16 protein-coding genes are annotated in these 20,056 nt (G+C 59.8%); 2 read left to right on the forward strand and 14 right to left on the reverse strand.

Annotated features, from left to right (window positions below; all coding sequences use genetic code 11):
* Window positions 1-56 precede the first annotated feature (56 nt).
* The 14 genes from ACMXYH_RS19075 to ACMXYH_RS19140 form a co-directional block, all read right to left on the reverse strand.
* Window positions 57-1,682: a methyl-accepting chemotaxis protein gene (locus ACMXYH_RS19075; RefSeq protein ID WP_415764482.1), complete on the reverse strand. Its 1,626-nt coding sequence runs from the start codon at window positions 1,680-1,682 to the stop codon at window positions 57-59.
* Window positions 1,683-1,912: 230 nt separating this feature from the next.
* Window positions 1,913-2,317, reverse strand: coding sequence for a TraR/DksA family transcriptional regulator (locus ACMXYH_RS19080; protein WP_007907888.1), 405 nt, complete (start codon window positions 2,315-2,317; stop codon window positions 1,913-1,915).
* A 328-nt stretch (window positions 2,318-2,645) separates the two neighbouring features.
* Complete coding sequence (locus tag ACMXYH_RS19085; RefSeq protein ID WP_415764483.1) at window positions 2,646-3,668, reverse strand: ABC transporter permease; 1,023 nt, start codon at window positions 3,666-3,668, stop codon at window positions 2,646-2,648.
* 57 nt (window positions 3,669-3,725) lie between these two features.
* Window positions 3,726-5,291 carry a sugar ABC transporter ATP-binding protein gene (locus ACMXYH_RS19090; protein ID WP_415764484.1) on the reverse strand — a complete coding sequence of 522 codons (1,566 nt, stop codon included), beginning with the start codon at window positions 5,289-5,291 and terminating at the stop codon, window positions 3,726-3,728.
* A gap of 70 nt (window positions 5,292-5,361) precedes the next feature.
* The gene (locus ACMXYH_RS19095; RefSeq protein WP_134417173.1) at window positions 5,362-6,288 is read right to left on the reverse strand and encodes a sugar ABC transporter substrate-binding protein; all 927 of its coding nucleotides are present in this window, start codon (window positions 6,286-6,288) and stop codon (window positions 5,362-5,364) included.
* 160 nt (window positions 6,289-6,448) lie between these two features.
* Window positions 6,449-7,501, reverse strand: coding sequence for a Gfo/Idh/MocA family protein (locus ACMXYH_RS19100; RefSeq protein WP_415764485.1), 1,053 nt, complete (start codon window positions 7,499-7,501; stop codon window positions 6,449-6,451).
* 139 nt (window positions 7,502-7,640) lie between these two features.
* Complete coding sequence (locus ACMXYH_RS19105) at window positions 7,641-8,501, reverse strand: sugar phosphate isomerase/epimerase family protein (RefSeq protein WP_415764487.1); 861 nt, start codon at window positions 8,499-8,501, stop codon at window positions 7,641-7,643.
* Window positions 8,502-8,647: 146 nt separating this feature from the next.
* On the reverse strand, window positions 8,648-9,673 hold the full coding sequence (locus ACMXYH_RS19110; RefSeq protein WP_415764488.1) for a Gfo/Idh/MocA family protein: 1,026 nt from the start codon (window positions 9,671-9,673) through the stop codon (window positions 8,648-8,650).
* A 42-nt stretch (window positions 9,674-9,715) separates the two neighbouring features.
* On the reverse strand, window positions 9,716-11,647 hold the full coding sequence (gene iolD, locus ACMXYH_RS19115) for a 3D-(3,5/4)-trihydroxycyclohexane-1,2-dione acylhydrolase (decyclizing) (RefSeq protein ID WP_415764489.1): 1,932 nt from the start codon (window positions 11,645-11,647) through the stop codon (window positions 9,716-9,718).
* A 125-nt stretch (window positions 11,648-11,772) separates the two neighbouring features.
* A complete protein-coding gene (locus ACMXYH_RS19120; protein ID WP_415764490.1) occupies window positions 11,773-12,594 on the reverse strand; it encodes a TIM barrel protein in 822 nt (273 codons plus the stop codon).
* 25 nt (window positions 12,595-12,619) lie between these two features.
* Window positions 12,620-14,122, reverse strand: coding sequence for a CoA-acylating methylmalonate-semialdehyde dehydrogenase (locus tag ACMXYH_RS19125; protein WP_415764491.1), 1,503 nt, complete (start codon window positions 14,120-14,122; stop codon window positions 12,620-12,622).
* 44 nt (window positions 14,123-14,166) lie between these two features.
* Window positions 14,167-14,976, reverse strand: coding sequence for a 5-deoxy-glucuronate isomerase (gene iolB, locus ACMXYH_RS19130; protein WP_095131192.1), 810 nt, complete (start codon window positions 14,974-14,976; stop codon window positions 14,167-14,169).
* Window positions 14,973-15,866 carry a myo-inosose-2 dehydratase gene (iolE, locus tag ACMXYH_RS19135; protein WP_415764492.1) on the reverse strand — a complete coding sequence of 298 codons (894 nt, stop codon included), beginning with the start codon at window positions 15,864-15,866 and terminating at the stop codon, window positions 14,973-14,975. The genes iolB and iolE overlap by 4 nt, the downstream gene beginning before the upstream one ends.
* A 174-nt stretch (window positions 15,867-16,040) precedes the next feature.
* Complete coding sequence (locus ACMXYH_RS19140; RefSeq protein ID WP_415764493.1) at window positions 16,041-17,978, reverse strand: bifunctional 5-dehydro-2-deoxygluconokinase/5-dehydro-2-deoxyphosphogluconate aldolase; 1,938 nt, start codon at window positions 17,976-17,978, stop codon at window positions 16,041-16,043.
* 311 nt (window positions 17,979-18,289) lie between these two features.
* Between ACMXYH_RS19140 and ACMXYH_RS19145 the strand changes: the two genes are divergently transcribed.
* Window positions 18,290-19,210 carry a MurR/RpiR family transcriptional regulator gene (locus ACMXYH_RS19145; protein WP_033057626.1) on the forward strand — a complete coding sequence of 307 codons (921 nt, stop codon included), beginning with the start codon at window positions 18,290-18,292 and terminating at the stop codon, window positions 19,208-19,210.
* 76 nt (window positions 19,211-19,286) lie between these two features.
* On the forward strand, window positions 19,287-19,898 hold the full coding sequence (locus tag ACMXYH_RS19150) for a glutathione S-transferase (RefSeq protein ID WP_415764494.1): 612 nt from the start codon (window positions 19,287-19,289) through the stop codon (window positions 19,896-19,898).
* Window positions 19,899-20,056: the final 158 nt, after the last annotated feature.

Here is a 20,056-nt window from a genome sequence, read left to right on the forward strand (position 1 = left end):
CGAAGATCAAAAGATCGCAGCCTCGTTGCACTCGACAGCTCCTACAGGGAGAGGTCTCAACGAGGGTTTTCCGGCTTGTAACCCAATCGCAGACCACCCCAATGCCGGTCCTTGAGCATGATCGGCACTGAGAGGTCGTGCATCAGCTCACCTGTGTCGCGGGTGTAGGTTTGCAGCAGTACGGCCTGCTGATGGCTGCCACAGCGGATTCCGGTGCGGTCGGCGAATTTGCGTTTGGTGCGGTTCTGTAAGGTATCGACCTGCGCATCACCGGTCAGTGGTTGGCTGAAGACCTTGTTGTGGGTCGGCACATAGCCCTGCTGCGTACAGGCAATGGCGAACACCAGACCTTCATGACGCGGCAACAAGGGTTCCTGGATCGCCGGCAAGACCTGATCGGCGTAGCGATCGAAACGGGTCTGGAACTTGGCCGGGCTGGTGTTGGGAATGGTTTGGTAATTGCGGTCAAACAGGTCATCGAGGCTCACGCGGCCCTCGTCGATATCCGCTTCAAAGCGCGCCGCGATCTGACTCGCGCCTTCGCGGGCCAGGTCATAAATCCGCTGGTGGTAGTCATCCAGCCCGACTTCGGCGAGGCGTTCGCTGATGGTTTCGGCCTGACCCTCCATTTGCACCGCGGCCTGGGCCAGGCGCTGGGTCTGTTGGTCGCTGATCGCCAGGTCGCTGCGCATCTGTTCGATGGCGTGAAACAGGCTATCGAGTTGTTCGCGGTTGGTGTCGGCGCCCCTGGCGATTTCCCCGACCTGGCTTTCGACGCCAGCGGCCAGACGTGCAATGTTCTCCAGGTGCTGACCGGTGTGCTCGACCTGTTCGACACCGGTGTCGAGGTCGCTGGACAGTTGACGGATCTGCTCCACCACTTGCGCGGTGCGTTGCTGAATATCAGCGACCATCTCCCCGACTTCGCCAGTGGCCGTCGCCGTGCGCGCGGCCAGACCGCGAACCTCATCGGCCACTACCGCAAATCCGCGACCATGCTCGCCGGCCCGCGCCGCCTCGATAGCCGCGTTCAATGCCAGCAGATTGGTCTGGCTGGCGATGGACTGGATCACCAGGGTGACCCGTTGGATATCGTCACTGCGCAGGCTCAGGGCTTCGATCAGTTCACGGCTGTTACTGGCGCGCTGACTGAGTTGATGCATACGGGCGATGGACTCGATCAGCTCCGTACGTCCTGCCGCGCTGCTCCGATGGGCCTCGCTGGCCGCACTGAGGGCTTCCCGGCTGAGTGTCGAGGTGGCTTGTTCGGTCGCGATCATCACTTCGGCGTTGCTGACTATCTGCGCCGCGGCACCGAGCTGCGATTGCAGTTTGTCGGCCAGTTGCTTGACCGAAAAGGCCACGCCGGCGGCAGACAACGCGTTATGACTGGTGGTGTAGGAAAGATCCCGAGTCAACTCGGTAATCGCGCTGGCGCTGTCGACGGGGGTTGCCTCAGGGGTGGCGCGCGAGCGTAAGCGAGGTAGCCAGATCACCAGCACCGCCAATGGCAAGCCAAGGTAAAGCGACCAGCCGCCCAGCGTCATGCCGCACAACAAGAGCATCAGGGCGATGCTTTGCAGGGTCGGCGTCAGCCAAAGGTTTTTCGGCAAAAGTACGGGTGCAGACACTGCTGCAACCACAGATCCGTCACGCGTCATCTTCGTCATCCCCCGAGCCATTCTAATTGTTGTATCGGCATTAAACGCCACTACAAGGCCATTATCTATGGTCCATTAGTAGTGGGCGTTGCAGCAGATCAATAGAAGTGCGCAGGATTTTTCGCAGACGTCAAAAAGCAAAGATCGCAGCCTTCGGCAGCTCCTACAGGAGTTCGCTTAAACCCGTAGGAGCTGCCGAAGGCTGCGATCTTTTCAAAGGCAACCCACATTAAATGGGTTGCCTCGCAGAATCAGGCCTGACGCTGGTGCTTGTCGATCTGTTCGTGACGCTCTTGAGCTTCGATGCAGTATTTGGTGGTCGGGCTGATCAGCAGGCGCTTCAGGCCAATGGCCTCGCCGCTGTCGTCGCACCAGCCGAAGCTGTCTTCCTTGATGCGTTCCAGAGCCTGTTCCAACTGAGGCAGCATGCGCTGGTCGCGATCGATCGCGTTCACCAGCCAGGTGCGCTCTTCTTCAACAGAAGCAGCGTCGGCCGGATCGGCCGGGGTGTCCAGGCTTTCGATGGCGATGCGGTTCTGTTCGATGCGCTCATGGGTTTCGACTTTCATGTTCTGCAACAGCTCAGAGAAAAAAGCATGTTGCTCGGCATTCATGTAGTCATCCGCCGGCATGGCCAGCAACTTGTCCTTTGTCATTGATATCTCTATAAAAAAACGTGCATTAAGGCGAATTAGGGAGCGTTCCGGCGGACCTGGGTCGGCCATCGGAACGGCGCCGTTTAATTCCAAGCGCCACCCGGCACTCAATTTACGAGGGGCGGCAGTCTAAGGCCGACTTGAGGCCTCAGCAACTGAAAAGACAGCGAATTTGTCCGACAAAGCCCTGAAAGTGCTCTACGGCAGCCTTTGCGGTGGTTATCGGAGTGCGTTTATAGCAAGAAATTCAATCACGCGGCTGTATATAGAAGACAAATGGTTGCGCCACGCGGGACAGGCGTGGCGCATTGGCTGCTTTATCTGAGACTCAGCGCTTGAGTTTGCGCTTGTTGCGGTACTGATCGATGACCACTGCGACCACGATGATCAGGCCTTTGATGATGTCCTGAATGTAAGCATCGACGCCGACGAAGGTGAAACCGCTGGCCATGACCCCGAGGATCAGTGCGCCGATGACCGTGCCGGTGATGCGCCCTACTCCGCCGGCCAGGCTGGTGCCGCCGATCACGGCCGCGGCAATCGCGTCCAGTTCATAAGACATGCCCATCCCGGCTTGCCCGGTCGCGGCCCGTGCCGACGCCACCACACCCGCCAGGCCTGCCAGCAACCCGGCGATGCTGTAGACGATCACCAGATGCCGCTTGACGTTGATCCCCGAGGTACGCGCCGCCTGCATGTTGCCGCCGATGGCGTAGGTGTATTTGCCGTACTTGGTGTAACGCAGGGCGATGTGAAAGATCACCGCGACCACCAGGAAAATGATCACCGGCATCGCGCCGTGTCCGATGGCCGTGTAGGAATCCGAGAGCATGCTCACCGGTTGGCCTTCGGTGTAGTAACGCGCAAGGCCACGGGCCGAGACCATCATGCCGAGGGTGGCAATGAACGGCGGGATACCGGTGATGGCAATGATGCTGCCGTTGATCGCCCCCGCCAGCAGTCCCACCCCGAGCCCGGCAATCACCGGGATCCACACTGGCAAGTCAGTCAGCGAGGGGAACACTGCCCGAGCGAAGTCCGACGTCTGGGCCAGACTGGCAGCGATCATCGCCGACAGCGCCAGCACCGAGCCGGAGGACAGGTCGATACCCGTGGTGATGATGACCTGGGTCACGCCGATCGCCAGCAGACCGATGATCGACACCTGCAGGATCATCAGCACCAGACGCTGGGAGTTCATCAGGAAGCTCTGGTCGCGCACGATCCAGCCAAACACTTCAAAGACCAGGCCGATGCCAATCAGCACAAGAAAAATACTCAACTCGGTCGGAAAGCGCCGGCGACTCTTGACCTGGGCCGTTGCTGGCTTGTTTTCCAGTATCGCGTTCATAAACACTCACCCTTCTATCGCGTCGCCGACGCTGGCCACAACCAGCACCGGCATCCATTAGTGAACCGCGGACATGCCCGAGGCCAATTGCATCACTCGTTCCTGGGTCGCTTCGCTGCGGTCGAGGGTGCCCATCAGGTCGCCCTCGTGCATGACCATCACCCGGTCGCTCATGCCGAGCACTTCCGGCAGTTCCGAGGAAATCATGATCACCGCCATGCCTTCGCTGGCGAGGCAGGAAATGAGCCGGTAGATCTCGGCCTTGGCGCCGACGTCGATACCGCGGGTCGGCTCGTCGAGAATCAGGATTCGTGGATTGGTCATCAGCCAGCGAGCCAACAATGCTTTCTGCTGATTACCGCCGGACAAGGTGTCGATGCACTGCTCCAGCGACGGGGTTTTGACCCGCAACTTCTTGCACATGTCTTCGCACAAGGCGCGCAGGGCTTTTTGCTGGATGAAACCGTGGCCGGCGTAATGCGGCAACACCGCCATTTCCATGTTCTCCAGCACCGACAGGCACGGGAACAGGCCGCTGAGCTTGCGATCCTCGGTCAGTAACGCGAAGCCCTTCTCGATCGCCATGTGCGGATCACTGATGCGTACCACCTCGCCGTCGAGACGAATCTCGCCACCGTCGCTCGGGGTGATGCCGAAAATCGCTTCGGCAACGTTGGTCCGTCCCGAGCCCATCAACCCGGCAATGCCGAGGATTTCGCCGGCGTGCAGGTTGAAGGAAACATCCTTGAAAATGCCGTCCAGTTTCAGGTCACGCACCGACAGCAGCAGATCGCCGATCGGCTTTTCACGCACCGGGAACAACTGGCTCAGCTCGCGGCCGACCATCATCGAAATCAGGCTGTCGCCGTCCATGCTGTCGGCCCGCTGCAGCCCGATGTAGGCGCCGTCACGGAACACCGCCACTTCATCGGCGATGCTGAACACTTCGTTCATTTTGTGGGTGATGTAGATGATGCCTTTGCCCTGACTCTTGAGGTCGGCAATGATCGAGAACAGATGCGCGACTTCCTTGTCGGTGATGGCCGAGGTCGGTTCATCCATGATCAGGATGTCGGAATCGTAGGACACGGCTTTGGCGATCTCGACCATCTGCCGTTCGGCGATGCTCAGGTTGCCGACCTGCTCTTGCGGATCGAGGTTGATCCGCAGGCGTTCCAGCAGTTTCGCCGTGCAGCGGTGCATTTCACGGTGGTCGATCATGTGGAAACCGTTGAGCTGCTCACGGCCGATCCAGATGTTCTCGGCGATGCTCATGTGCGGCATCAGGTTGAGTTCCTGGTGAATCATCGCGATCCCGGCCTGGAGCGCAGCCAATGGCGTTTCGAAAACCACCGGTTTGCCCCTCAGGCGCAGTTCACCGGCGTCCGGTTGATAGATGCCGGCAATGATTTTCATCAGGGTGGATTTGCCCGCGCCGTTTTCGCCCATCAGGGCCAGCACGGAACCGGGGCGTACCCGAAGCTGTACATCGGACAAGGCCACCACACCGGGAAATCCCTTGCTGACGTTGATGATCTCCAGCAGGTACGGCTCATCGACAGGTGTTGCAGCTGGCTGGATACCCACCAACGGGGTGCTCGAAGCAGTCGCTGAAGCGAACATGATCAGGTACTCCATCAGCAAGGTCGCGGTCGCAACCTTGCGTATTTATTGTTGTTATTGAACGGACGGGCTATTTGAACGTGTCGACGTTTTGCGGGGTGATCAAGCGGTATGGCACCCACACGGCCTGTTCAACCGGCTCGTTCTTGGCCATTTTCACGGCGGTGTCGATCGAACCGTCCGCCTGACCCTTGGCGTCCTGGAACACCGAGACCGCCAGGGAGCCCTTCTTCACCGCGTTCAAACCATCGGGCGTACCATCGACACCGGCGATCAGCACGCTACCCTTTTCGACGCCCGCCTGTTGCAGGGCCATGGCCGCGCCAATCGCCATCTCGTCGTTGTTGGACACGATCGCGTCGAACTTGCGGCCCTGGGTCAGCCAGTCGTTGACCAGGGTCATGCCCTTGTCCCGCGACCAGATGCCGGTCTGCTCTTGCTCGATCTTGATGTTCGGGTATTTGGCCAGAACGTCTTTGACGCCCTTGGTGCGGTTGGTGGTGGAGTTGTTCGCGAGGTCGCCCAGCAGAATCACGATGTCGCCCTTGCCACCCATTTTGTCGGCCAGGTACTGCATCTGCATTTCACCGGCCTCCAGATCGTTGGAGGCGACAGTGACTACGCCTTTGGGCAGCTTCAGGTCATCGGGACGGCGGTTGACGTAGACCAGCGGGATGCCGGCCTTGACGGCGGCTTCGGTGATTTTCTTGGTGGCGGCGGTATCCACCGGGTTGACCACGATGGCATCGACCTTCTGGCTGATGAAGCTTTCGACCTGGCTCAACTGCTTGACCACGTCGCTGCGGGCGTCTTCGAATTGCAGCTGCACGCCCTCGGGATAGGACTTGGCTTTCTTGTCCATGGATTCGCGCAGGTAGGTCAGCCAGGTGTCATCGAATTGGGACATGCTGACGCCGATCTTCATATCGGCGAGCGCCGCGCCACTGGCGAACATCAGGGACAAGGCAAGTGAGGCGAAGCGGATCTTGGTCTTCATGAAAAGTCTTTCTCCACATTCTTGTTGGTTTTATGGATGAGGCGTGACGATTTCAGTAAGCAGGCAAGCAAGCAGGAAAAGGGTTGAAACAGGTTGCGAGGCAGGTCGCTGAAAATGACTTTATTAGAAAATAATTTCTATATCAACTCATTTTAGAATTTTATTCTAATTTTATTCCATGGCTCTCTACCGGGCTCAATGCCACCACTTGATGCCGCTCGGCGCTCAGTCGCGCAGCGTCTAGCACGCGGGTGGTCGCCAGTGCATCACGGGCATCCACCGGCAGTGGGCCACCGCTCTGCAACGCGGCTTGCAGCTGTAAATAGAACTGATTCCAGCAACCGCGCTCGGAGGGAACCCGCTCGCGCACTTCGCCCTGTTCGAACCAGCCCCAGCGGCGATGCTCTTCAACGCCCCAGCGCTCACCTTCGGATTTGGGCGAGAGCCCGGCGAGTGTCGATGCTTCTTGCCCGTCCAGGCCATCGACGCTGTAACAACCTTGGGTGCCGGTCACCCGAAAGCGCGGGCCGGGGGTGTTTTGCAGGCAACTGCCGCCCAGGTGGGAGGTGACGCCACTGGCATGGGTCAGGGCCATAAAGAAGCCGTTATCGAAGACCTGGCCTTTTTCCAGGTAATCCAGCTCGGCGTAGACCCGTGTCACCGGGCCGAACAACAGCATTGCCTGATCCACCAGATGGCTACCGAGATCGCGCAGGAAGCCACCGCCACTGCCGTTGTTCACCGCCTGCGGTGAGTAACGCTCGATCCGCGATTCGAAACGGGTGACTTGGCCCAGCGCGCCGGACTCGATGAGTTTGCGCACGGTCAGGAAGTCCGAATCCCAGCGCCGGTTCTGGTAGACGCTGAGCTGCACACCCTGGCGCTCGGCCATAGTGATCAGGGTTTGGGCTTGCTGCGCATCAGCGGCGAACGGTTTGTCGCTGACCACCGCCACACCGTGTTCGATGCCATCGAGCACCAGCGCCGGACGGCCCTTGAGCGGAGTGGACACCACCAGCACATCGATCCCGGCCTCCACCAGTTGGCCGATGCTGTCGAACGCTGGCACCCCAGGGTGCTCGGCCGCCAGCAATTGTCGGCGCTCCGGTGAACGGGTGACCACACCCACGAACTTCGCCGCCGGCAAACTGCTGATCAGCGGAGCATGGAAAAACCGGCCGCCATGGCCGTAACCGACAAGTCCGATACGCATGAATCAACTCCTTCTTATTGTTATGACGATCGAAACGGTCCTGTAGGAGCTGACGAGTGAAACGAGGCTGCGATCTTTTGATCTTGAAAGATCGCAGCCCCGTTTCACTCGTCAGCTCCTACAGGGGTTTGTGGTGTCGTCAGCGGCAGAGTTCGCTTTTGACCCGTTCAAGCATCATCCGGTTGGATTCATCCGGCCGGTCTTCCCAGGCAAACACCGAGACCGTGGCGATGCCGTCGAACTGAATCTCGCGCAAGGTGCCGAAAAACGCGTCCCAATCGACTTCACCCTGACCGATATCCAGATGCTGGTGCACGGTGGCGACGACACCCGGCGGGTTGACGATGTAGCGCAACCCGGAAGAAGCCTTGTGGTTGTAGGTGTCGGCGATGATCAGGTGGCTCAGCTTCGACCCGGCATACTTGAGCATCGAGGCAATATCGCCTTTGCCGTCGTCATAGAAGAAGGTGTGCGGCGCCGCGTAAAGGTAGTTGATCCACTCGCGATCCAGACCGCGAATGATGTCCACCGATTCGTTGTTACGCTCGCAGAAGTCGTAAGGATGAGCCTGAATATCAAGCTTGATACCTTCGCGTTCGAACTCCGGGATCAGCTCGTCCATGGAGCGCATGAACTGGTTCTCGCACACCAGCGGGTTGTCCGACTGGCCGGTGAACTCGGTGTTGACCAGCTCGCAGTCCATCTCCACGGCAATCTGGATCGCCCGTTTCCAGTTGCGTACGGCGGCAACACGCAGGCCTTCGTCGGCAGCGGCCCAGTGGTACATCGGTAATAAGGAAGACAGTTTGACCCCGGTGTCGCTCAGGGCTTTGCGAAATTCCTTGATCCGCGCCTTGTCGACGCGAGGTGCTTTGTAGAACGGCAGGAAATCTTCCCGGGGCGAGAGTTCGATGTGTTCGTAACCGAGCTCGGCGACCTTATCGACCATCTTGTCCAGGGACAGGGTGCGGTACATGTAGGGGTCTAGTGCGATGCGCATTTTATTGTTCTCCTTCACCCAAATTCGACACCGCCCCCCTGTAGGAGCTGTCGAGTGAAACGAGGCTGCGATCTTTTGATTTTTAAGATCAAGATCAAAAGATCGCAGCCTCGTTTCACTCGGCAGCTCCTACAGGGGATCGGGGGTTAGCCGTAGAAGTGTGGGCGGTCTGGCAGGCTGACTTTGACGATCTGGCCGCTGTTCTGTGCTTCGATGCACGCGTCTGCTGCGACGGCAGCGGCGAAGCCATCCCACGCCGAAGGCCCACCGACCTGCCCGGCCCGCACGCCATCGATGAACGCCTGCAACTCGACGTCGTACGCCGCGATGAAGCGATCCTTCCAGTCCATCAGAATCGCGTTGGACAACTTCGCCCCGCTGCGCAACTGAACCTGCGATGGCTCCGGCAGTTTGGCGATGCCGGTCTCCCCCACCACTTCGCACTGGATGTCGTAGCCGTATTGGCAATTAACGAACACTTCCACGTCGATACGCGTGCCCTTGGCGGTTTCCAGCAGCACGATCTGCGGGTCCTTCAAATGCGCGAGGGCCTTGCTGCTCTTGCGCGGGAACACCACTTGCACCGACACGTAATCGTCATCGAGCAACCAGCGCAACACATCCAGCTCATGGATCAGGGTGTCGGTGATCACCATGTCGGTCTTGTAGTTTTCACCCACGGTCGGGTTGCGGTGCGCGCAGTGCAACATCAGTGGCTCACCAATCTGACCGCTGTCGATCACGGCTTTCAGTGCCCGATAACCTTCGTCATACGGGCGCATGAAACCGACCTGCACCAGGCGCTTGCCGTGGGCCACTTCAGCCTCGACGATTTTGCGGCAGCCTTCAGCGGTGACCGCCAGCGGCTTCTCGCAGAACACCGGTTTACCAGCGGCAATCGCGGCCAGCACGAACTCTTCGTGGCTCGGGCCCCAGGAGGTGACGAGGATCGCTTCGACTTCTGGCGCCTTGATCAGCGCGTGGCCGTCGGGATAGACCTCGGCGGTCAGTTTCAGGTCGGAAACGACCTTCGCGGCTTGCTGCAAGTTGATGTCGGTTACAGCAACTACCTGGCTATTGAGCAGGGTCTGGCTGCAACGACGGATATGGTCCTGGCCGATGGCCCCGGTGCCGATGACGCCGATCCGCAGTGAATTAGAGAGCAATGACATGAAGATTCTCCTGTGAAAATTTGTTGTTGGTATCAGGGGCAATCAGTACTGACGGGCCTTGGCCAGTCGTTCGCTCAGGGTCTTGGCGACCGCATCGGTACGCGCGCTGGTGGAGACTTGCGCCACGCCGACCCGCCACCACGACAGGTATTTGTGAATCATGGTTTTGGGCAGGACCTTGATGTCGATCAGCGTCGACACGGTCTGCAATCGCGCATCGGCCAATGCAGCTTGCAGCTCTTCAACGGTGTTCACCTTGTAGGTCTTGCAGCCATAGGCCGCCGCGCTCATGGCGAAATCCACCGGCACGAAACCGCCGTCGAGCTTGCCGGTTTCCGGGTTGCGGAAACGGAACTCGGTGCCAAAGCTGTCCATGCCGTGTTCCATCTGCAGGTTGTTGATGCAACCGAAGGTCATGTTGTCCAGCAACACCACGTTGATCTTGCGTCGCTCCTGAATCGAGGTCGCCAGCTCCGAGTGCAGCATCATGTAAGAGCCGTCGCCGACCAGCGCGTAGACCTCGCGATCCGGCTCTGCGAGTTTCACGCCCAGTGCGGCGTTGACCTCGTAACCCATGCAGGAATAGCCGTACTCGACGTGATAGGTGTTCACGCCCTTGCTGCGCCAGCTGCGCTGCAAGTCACCGGGCAAGCTGCCGGCAGCGGCGACGATCACCGCGTCATCGGCCAGGGTTTCATTGAGCACACCGAGCACGCGGCTCTGGGTCAGGCAGGAACCGGTCAGCTCGATGAATTCGTGCAGCACCGCCGGGTCCATGTGGTCGTTGATTTCCGGGATGAAGTCCTTGCTCTGGTATTCGACCTGATAGATACGGTCGACTTCCTCGTCCAGTTGCGCCTTGGCCTGACGCGGTTGATCGCCCCACGCAGAACGGTAATCGCCCAAGGCTTCAGCCAAGGCTTGCAAGCCGACGTTGGCGTCCGCCAGCAGTTGCACACCGTCGAGTTTCAGGGCATCGCAGGGGCTGATGTTGAGGTTGAGAAATTGCACGTCCGGGTGCTGGAACAGGGATTTCGACGCGGTGGTGAAATCGCTGTAGCGAGTGCCGACACCGATGATCAGGTCCGCATCCTTGGCCAACAGATTCGCCGCCAAACAACCGGTTTCACCGATACCGCCAACGTTCAGCGGGTGACTGGACACCACCGCACTCTTGCCGGCCTGGGTTTCGGCGAAGGGAATATCGAAGCGCTCGGCAAACGCCTGCAACGCGGCATTGGCGCCAGAGTATCTGACCCCGCCACCGCAAATGATCAGCGGTTTGCGCTTGCCTTTGAACAGCGCCAGCGCATCACCGAGCATCGCTTCAGTCGCCGGACGACGCTCGATGCGGTGCACGCGTTTTTGCAGGAAGTAATCGGGGTAGTCGTAGGCCTCGGCTTGCACGTCTTGCGGCAAGGCCAGGGTCACCGCGCCGGTTTCGGCGGGGTCGGTGAGCACACGCATGGCGTGGATCGCAGCCGTCATGAGTTGCTCGGGACGGTTGATGCGGTCCCAGTATTTGCTCACGGCCTTGAATGCATCGTTGGTGCTGATGCTCAGGTCGTGGAACTGCTCGATCTGTTGCAGCACCGGGTCCGGCTGGCGACAGGCATAGACATCGCCGGGCAACAGCAGCAAGGGAATGCGGTTGGCGGTCGCCGTCGCGGCAGCGGTCAGCATGTTCGCCGCGCCTGGGCCTACCGATGAGGAGCAGGCGTAAATCTTGCGCCGCAGGTGTTGCTTGGCAAAACCGATGGCGGCGTGGGCCATGCCTTGCTCGTTGCGCCCCTGATGGACGATCAGGTCACCGCTGTCCTGCTCCAGGGCTTGCCCCAGGCCCAGCACATTACCGTGACCGAAAATGGTAAAGATCCCGGCGACGAATTTGCTTTGAACCCCATCGACCTCGATGTACTGGTTATCGAGGAATTTCACCAGGGCCTGGGCCATGGTCAGTCGTGTCGTAGTCATAACCGATCCTTTCAAATACACACCCGATCCCTGTAGGAGCTGCCAAAGGCTGCGATCTTTTGATGTTGCTTTTTAAGATCAAGATCAAAAGATCGCAGCCTTCGGCAGCTCCTACGGGGGATGTGTCAGGTCAAAGATTTTTGCAGGTGGTCCATGCTCGCACCGATCGCCTGCTGGATATCCGCCAGGCCATGGACGCTGTCGGCAAACGGTTCGAACGACAGGTAGCCGCTGTAGCCGCTGCTGAGCAAGGTGTCGATTTGCGCCGCGTTGCCAAGGATGTCGCCCTCGCCCACCAGCACCCGATGCCCGTCGCGAATGCTCGCCAACGGTGCCTCGGCATCGTCGACACCGGAGATGTGCACCAGCCCGGTCAGTTCGGGGAAGAACTCATGTTCGCCGGCCAGGTGATGGTGAAAGGTGTCGTGAACCAGACGGAACACATCCAGCCCGCCGATGGCCTTGATCGCGTCCACCGCCGTGCGCTTGCGGCGTAGCGAGCACTCTTCGAAACCCAGCGGCTCGATGAAACCGAGAATGCCGTGTTCACGCAGGATCGGCGCCAGCTCACTCAACGCCGTGCGCAAACCTGAAGCGCGTGCGGCCTCATTACGCGAGTCGGTACGGTCGTTGAGCGGGCACATGACCAACCCTTGAGCGCCGCAATCACGGGCATAAGCGGCCAGCTTCAAAGCGTGCGCACGGCGCTCGTCATTCCACACATCAAACGGATACAGCGCGTTGATCGACAGCACCGTAATGCCTTGGGCGGCACACAAGTCACGGACACGCTCGGGTGCGGTGCCGTCTTCGATCTCGACGCCTTTAAGGTCGTTGCGAATTTCGATGGCGTCGGCCTTGAGGGTCACCGCCAGCTCGATGAACGCGGGCAGGGACAAACGTGGGGCGACCATACGGTTCAGGGCGAAACGCAGGGGTTTGCTCATTATTGTTGTTCTCCGCACAGGTGAATTAGTTGGCTGTCGGCATGCTGAATTCAGGGCCCTTGGCGATGCTGTCGGGCCAGCGCTGCATCACGCTTTTGTAGCGGCTGTAGAAGCGAATGCCTTCTTCGCCGTAAGCGTGGTGATCGCCGAACAGCGAGCGTTTCCAGCCACCGAAAGAGTGCCAGGCCATCGGCACCGGAATCGGCACGTTGATGCCGACCATGCCAACCTTGATCGTGCGGGCGAAGGCTCGGGCGATGCCGCCATCGCGGGTGAAACAGGACACGCCGTTGCCGAACTCGTGGGCGTTGATCAACGCGACGGCGCTGGCGAAGTCCGGTACCCGAACGATGCCCAGCACCGGGCCGAAAATTTCCTGCTGGTAGATGCTCATCTCGGTCGTGACGTTATCGAAAAGCGTCGCGCCGACGAAGAAGCCGTTCTCGGCGCCCGGCACCTTGAAGTTGCGGCCATCGACAATCAGCTGCGCGCCCTGGGCCACGCCTTCGTCGATGAAACCTTCGACTTTGGCCTTGTGCTCGGCTGTCACCAGCGGCCCCATGTCGCTGTCGCCCTGCATGCCGTTGCCGACTTTCAGTTGATCGATACGCGGCAGCAGTTTGGCAATCAACTGATCGCCGACATCGCCCACCGCCACGGCAATCGAAATCGCCATGCAGCGCTCGCCGGCCGAGCCGTAGGCGGCGCCAATCAGGGCATCCGCCGCTTGATCCAGATCCGCGTCAGGCATGACGATCATGTGATTCTTCGCCCCGCCCAGTGCCTGCACGCGCTTGCCGCGCGAGGCGGCTTGCTGGTGGATGTACTCGGCAATCGGTGTCGAGCCGACAAAGGAAATGGCCTCGATGTCCGGATGTTGCAGCAACGCGTCGACCGCGGTCTTGTCACCCTGAACCACGTTGAACACACCGTCCGGCAAACCGGCTTCGCTCAATAATTTCGCCATCAACAAACTGGCGGACGGATCGCGCTCGGACGGCTTGAGGATGAAGCAGTTACCGGTGATCAGCGCCAGCGGGATCATCCACAGCGGCACCATCACCGGGAAGTTGAACGGCGTGACGCCGGCACACACGCCCAGCGGCTGACGCAGGTTCCAGTTGTCGATGCCGCCGCCGATGTTGTCGCTGAACTCGGTTTTCAGCAGGTTCGGCGCACCGCAGGCGTACTCGACGATTTCGATGCCCCGGGTGACTTCGCCCTTGGCGTCCGAAAACACCTTGCCGTGTTCGCGGCTGATGATTTCTGCCAGCTCATCATGATGTTGGTCGAGCAATTCCTTGAACTTGAACATCACCCGCGAACGGCGCAGGGACGATTGTTCGGACCAGGCCGGAAAGGCTTTCAGGGCCGAGGCGACGGCTTCGTCTACGGTCTTCTGGCTGGCCAGCCCGACGCGCGCCTGAACGCTGCCGGTGGCCGGGTTGAAGACGTTGCTGAACCGTTCGCTGTTGCTGTCTTGCACTTGACCGTGGATGTAATGGCCGATGATCGGGGCGTTGCTCATTGATCGTGTTCTCCGTGCAGAAATTGGAATTCAGGCTGTTTAGTTCAGAGATCAAGCAGCCAGCTGTGCTGCGGATCGTTATGGAACTGCCAGACACGTTTCGGGCCGGCCATCACGTTCAGGTAGTACGACTCGTAGCCGTACGGCACGCTGACCGGGTGGTAGCCCTTGGGCACGACGACCAGGTCGCTGTTTTCCACGGCCATGGCCTGATCGATGCTGCGATCGTCGGTGTACACCCGCTGGAACACGAAGCCCTGGGGTGGGTTGATCTGGTGGTAATAGGTTTCTTCGAGAAAGCTCTGGTGCGGCAAATCGTCGGTGTCGTGCTTGTGCGGCGGGTAGCTCGACGAGTGGCCCGACGGCGTACGCACTTCTACCACCAGCAGCGAATGGGCCGGCTCGGTGTCCGGCAGAATGTCGCAGACGTAACGAGTGTTGGCGCCTTTGCCGCGCACGCTGCGTTTCATGGTGTCGGGTTTGATCAACCGTGGGCCGAGGCCGTTGGTGGTCGAACCGGGCGCGGCGCACACGGCGATTTGCACATCGCTGAGCGCGACCACTTGCGCCTGACTGCCGGGTGGCAAGTACGCGGCGAAGGGGGATTTGTCTTCGAACACCGACTGGCGATCGCCGATGTTGTCCCAGTCGAACGCACCCTGCCCCGGCGCTTCACCCTTGATGCTGACCCGGCCGCTGAGCAGCACCAGGCACAGTTCTTTATCACCGGCCGACACCGGCAGGGTTTCGCCCAGACTCAGGCGGTAAGCGGCGAAGCCGACGTATTCCAGCTCACCTTTGCCCAGCTCGACCATGGTCCGGCCACGGGCATTGCTTTTGACCAGCAGGCTCATAATGCAGTCCTCTCGTCGAGCAGCGCACGCAGGGTGTCATAGCCTTTTTTGGCATAGACATAACTCGGCGCCACCGCGGGGTCCTGCTCGGCTTCGACCACCAGCCAGCCGTGGTAACCGGCAGCCAGCAGCACATCGAGCAAAGCGCCAAAATCGATGTCGCCATCGCCGGGCACGGTGAACGTGCCGTTGATGATGCAGTCCGGAAAACTCCACAGATTGTTGCGTGCCAGTTGCACCACCGGTTTGCGCACGTCCTTGAAATGCACGTGACAGATGCGTTCGATGTGTTTGCGCAGCACCTGCAAAGGCTCGCCGCCACCCATGTAGCAATGGCCCGAGTCGAACAGCAGGCCGACTTCACTGCCGGTCAGCGCCATCAGTTTGTCGATGTCGGCCGGGGATTCGACGTAGGCGCCCATGTGGTGGTGGTAGGCCAGACGCACACCTTGGGACAGGGTGAAGCGCGCCAGTTCGGTGAGCTTGTCGGCGTATTCCTGCCAGGCGCGTTCGGTGTGGAAACGTGGGCGTTCAACCAGCGGTATGCGTTGGCCTTGAATGGAGTCGGCGACTTCACCGTACACCAGCACCTTGGCGCCGTTCTTCGCCAACAGCTCGACATGGCTGCCGATGGCGTCGATTTCTTCGGCCACCGAGCGGCGGGCCAGACGGCTGGAATACCACCCGGACACCAGGGCCAAGTCGTATGGCCGCAGCACGTCACCGACGCCTTTGGCATCCTTGGGGAACTTGCCATTGAGTTCGAAACCTTCGTAGCCGATTTCCTTGCCTTCACTCAGGGCGGTGCTCAGCGGCGTCTCGCCACCGAGGGACGGCAGGTCGTCGTTGCTCCAGGAGATCGGGTTGATGCCAATTCGAATAGCGGGCATGGCTGCACCTTTTATTGTTTTACCTAACCAGTAAGAGCGACACAAAACCCTGTGGGAGCGAGCTTGCTCGCGATGGCGGTCTGGCGGTCTGGCAGTCACATCTATGTTGAATGTGCCGCCGTCATCGCGAGCAAGCTCGCTCCCACAGGTTCAGTGTTCACACATTGAAAATGTTCAACTCCGGGCTGTGCGCCAGGCATCGATCAATTCAACGAACGTGCCCTGCACCTGACGGATCAGCGCTTCATCGTCGATTTCACCGGCCATCCACGCGCGGCTCGGCTCCTGGAAAATCGTCCGGCCGACTGCAAACCCACGGCAAGTCTGGCTCTGGCGGGCCTGTTGAAACCCTTCGGCCAGTGCTGCTGCCGGTGCATTCAGCCCCAGCAACACCACGCCTCGGCAGTACGGATCACGCTCTTGAATCAGCTCGTCGAGTTGTTTCCACTCCTCGGCGCTCTGCGCTTCGATCTTCCACCACGCCGGGTAAATGCCCAGGTTGTAGAGGCGTTTAAGGGCGCGATACAGCACGTCCGGATGCGTCGACGGGTGATCCTTGGGCGGGATGATTTCCAGCAGCAGTTCATGACCGCTGACCTGCGATGCCTGGTACAAACCCTTGATCTGCGCTTCCTGTTCCAGACGCAGCAACGGCTCATCGTCAGGGTGGAATTGCACCAGGCACTTGATGATTTGTTCCTGCGGCCAGGCGATCAGGTTGCTGCCGATGGAGCGACCATGTTCGAAGGCCAATGGCCGCGAGCCTTGCACTTCCACCGGACGCGCCACCCACCAACCGCGACCGGTGGCGGCGTTCAGCGAGTCCTGGCCGAAACGTTGATCGGCCAGCAGCCCGACATCGGCTTCGATGCCCTGCTCGCGCAAATCGGCTTCGACCCGTTCCACGGCTTTGATAAACAGTTGCTTGAGTTCGCCGATGGCGCTCAGGTCGCGACCGCCCTTGTGCGCCAGTTCCACCAGTTGCCCGCGATGGTCGAAAGCAAAAATGAACAGCTGCTTCCACTGTTTGCGCGGCACGCTGACCTGATGCAGACGCTGCAACACCGCGTCCTGATCCGGCCGGGTAATCGGCACCGGGCTGTTAAACAGATAGTCGAGTTCGGCGCGGGTCGGCATGGCCGGGGCACAGGCATGGCGCGACACCACCAGACCGCCGCAGGCATTGGCCAACTGACAGCAGCGCTCGTCGCTCGCGTCCTCCAGCCAACCGGCGAGGAAGCCCGACATGAAGGCATCGCCGGCCCCCAGCACATTCAACACTTCCACCCGAACGCCGGGATAAATGGCGCCGTCTTCGAGACGCTCCGGAATGACGCCGTGAATCACCGTGCAGCCCTGCGGGCCGAGCTTGACCACCAGGGTCGCAGCGCTCACGCGCCGAACATTGAGCAGTGCGGTGAGCAAATCTTCAGAGCCACCGGCAATCAAAAACTCTTCTTCAGTACCGACGATCAGGTCGAAACGCGGGAGGATTTTCTGCACATGCTGGCTGACGTTCTGGTCGGCGACGAAGCGGGTTTCGCCATCGGCCTTGCCGGTCAGGCCCCAGAGTACCGGGCGATAGTCGATGTCCAGCACCCGTTTGACGTTGTGCTTCTCGGCGTAATCCAGCGCCTGAATGCTCGCCTTGTAGACGCCGTCGGTGGAGAAATGGGTGCCGGTGATCAGCAAGGCTTTACTGGAAGCGATGAAGGCTTCACTGATGTCTTCGGCCCGCAGCGCCATGTCGGCGCAGTTTTCGCGGTAGAAGACCAAAGGAAAGGTTTCGCGATCCTTGAGGCCCAGCAGGACCATGGCGGTCAGGCGTTCCGGATCGACCTTGATGCCGCTGACATCGCAACCTTCGCGGGTCAGGGATTCAACGAGGAAGCGGCCCATGTGGTCGTCCCCTACCCGGCTCAACATCGCCGATTTCAGGCCCAGCCGAGCCGTGCCGAAAGCGATGTTGGCGGACGACCCGCCGAGGTATTTGGCGAAGCTTGAAACATCTTCCAACCGCGCTCCGACTTGCTGCGCATAGAGGTCGACGCCTAGGCGCCCCAGGCAAATCAGATCCAATTGACGCCCACTGGCAAAACGAGTCTGGCCCATGCTGGCTCCTGTTATTTTTATCAGCCTGCGTTCGGGGCGATGGCCGCGCCGAACACTCTTGGTGGATGCAGACTAAAACGTCCGGGACCGAACAATCAATAATTATTCCAAATATTTTTTACATGGAATATTTTTTCCAATAAACTTGGGTACAGGCGTTCCAGAGGCAGTGCATCGTTTCAGCACACCTCGTACTGACCGCAAGCTCAAGATTTTATTCCGGCCTACCCTGTAGACTGCGCACAGCCAACCTATTGTCAGGGGATGACGCCATCTGTCCTCCCTATAAGAACAAGCCAGAAGGATTCCTTATGACCCGCACCGATCAGCCGGCGACGACCGAGAGCACGCCCGACAGCGATCTCGCCAGCCCCCCGATCAATGCCGAGCGTCTGCTGCAGCTGATCACCAACGAATACGAAAGCCTGCCGCGCCAGCTCAAGCGCATCGCCAGTTACATGAGCCAGCAGAGCGACCGGATCATGGTCGACCGCATCAGCGACATCGCCCGCGAGTGCGAAGTGCACCCGTCGGCGATCGTGCGGTTTTCCCAGCGTTTCGGCTTCAGCGGCTTCAGCGAAATGCAGGCACTGTTCCGCGAGGCCTATACCCACAAGACCACGCCGGTGCAGAACTACCAGCAGCGCATTCGCAGCATGATTGCCAACAAGTCGCAGAAGGCCAGCGGCGGCGACCTGGCGCGCGAGTGCATCAATGCGACCCTGTCGGGCATCGAACGGCTGGGGCTGGAACTGGATGACCAGGCCTTCGACAAGGCCGTCGACCTGGTGGTGAATGCCGACAATATCTATGTGGTCGGGGTGCGCCGTTCGTTCGCGGTGGCCGATTACCTGGTCTACAACCTGCAGCACACCAACAAGCGCATACATCTGGTTTCGGGGCTCGGCGGCAGCTACCGCGAGCAGATGCGCAGCGTGCGCGCCAATGACCTGGTGATCGCCATCAGCTTCACGCCCTATGGCAAGGAAACCCAGCACTGCCTGCGCATTGCCCAGCACCATCAGGCTAAAACCCTGATCATCACCGACAGCAACCTCTCGCCTCTGGCAAAGCGCGCCAACACCGTGCTGCTGGTCAACGAAGGTAGCTCGTTTGCCTTCCGTTCGTTGAGTGCGACGCTGTGCCTGTGCCAGGCGTTGTTTATTGCCGTGGCGTATCGGCTGGAGTTGAAGGTCGATGAGATTCACGAACAGGTCGGCTTCGAGGATTAGCAGCACGCCGTTTGCAGCTCGCTGAAGCTAGACTAAGGTTGTCCATCCCGAAATGGACATCTGAAGGAGCGGTTCAATGAAGCTGATCGGCATGCTGGATTCACCCTATGTGCGGCGCGTCGCCATCTCCGCCAAACGCCTTGGCATTCCACTGGAACACCAGTCGGTTTCGGTGTTTCGGCATTTCGAGCAGTTCCAGCAGATCAACCCGGTGGTCAAAGCGCCCACTCTGGTGCTGGACGACGGTGAGGTGTTGATCGACTCAACGCTGATCATCGATTACCTGGAAGCCTTGGCCCGTCCTGGCAACAGCCTGATGCCCGACGATCTCGATCAACGCCTGCGCTCGTTGCGCCTGATCGGCCTGGGGCTGGCGGCGTGCGAAAAGTCCGTGCAGCTCTACTACGAACGCAACCTGCGGCCAGCGGAGATTCAGTTTGAACCGTGGGTGGAGCGGGTCGAAGGGCAACTGGCGGCAGCCTATTCGGCGCTGGAGCGGGAGCTGGAAATGCAGCCGCTGAAGACTGACGGGACGATTGGTCAAGACGGGATTACGTTGGCGGTGGCGTGGAGTTTCACCCATCTGGTGGTGCCGGATCAGGTGGATGTGAATCGGTTTCCACAGATCAGTGCGTTTACGGCGTATGCCGAGGGGCTTGAGGATTTCGTCAGTACACCGATCGAATGATGGTTTGAAGATCAAAAGATCGCAGGCTGCGCCAGCTCCTACGGATGTATGCGGATCCCTGTAGGAGCTGGCGAAGCCTGCGATCTTTTGGCTTTGTTCCCCCCCCCAAAAAAACGCGAAACGCCGCTTCTACCCGAGGCAGAAGCGGCAGAGGCAAG

Source organism: Pseudomonas frigoris (assembly GCF_047758635.1).
Classification (GTDB): Bacteria; Pseudomonadota; Gammaproteobacteria; order Pseudomonadales; family Pseudomonadaceae; genus Aquipseudomonas; species Aquipseudomonas frigoris.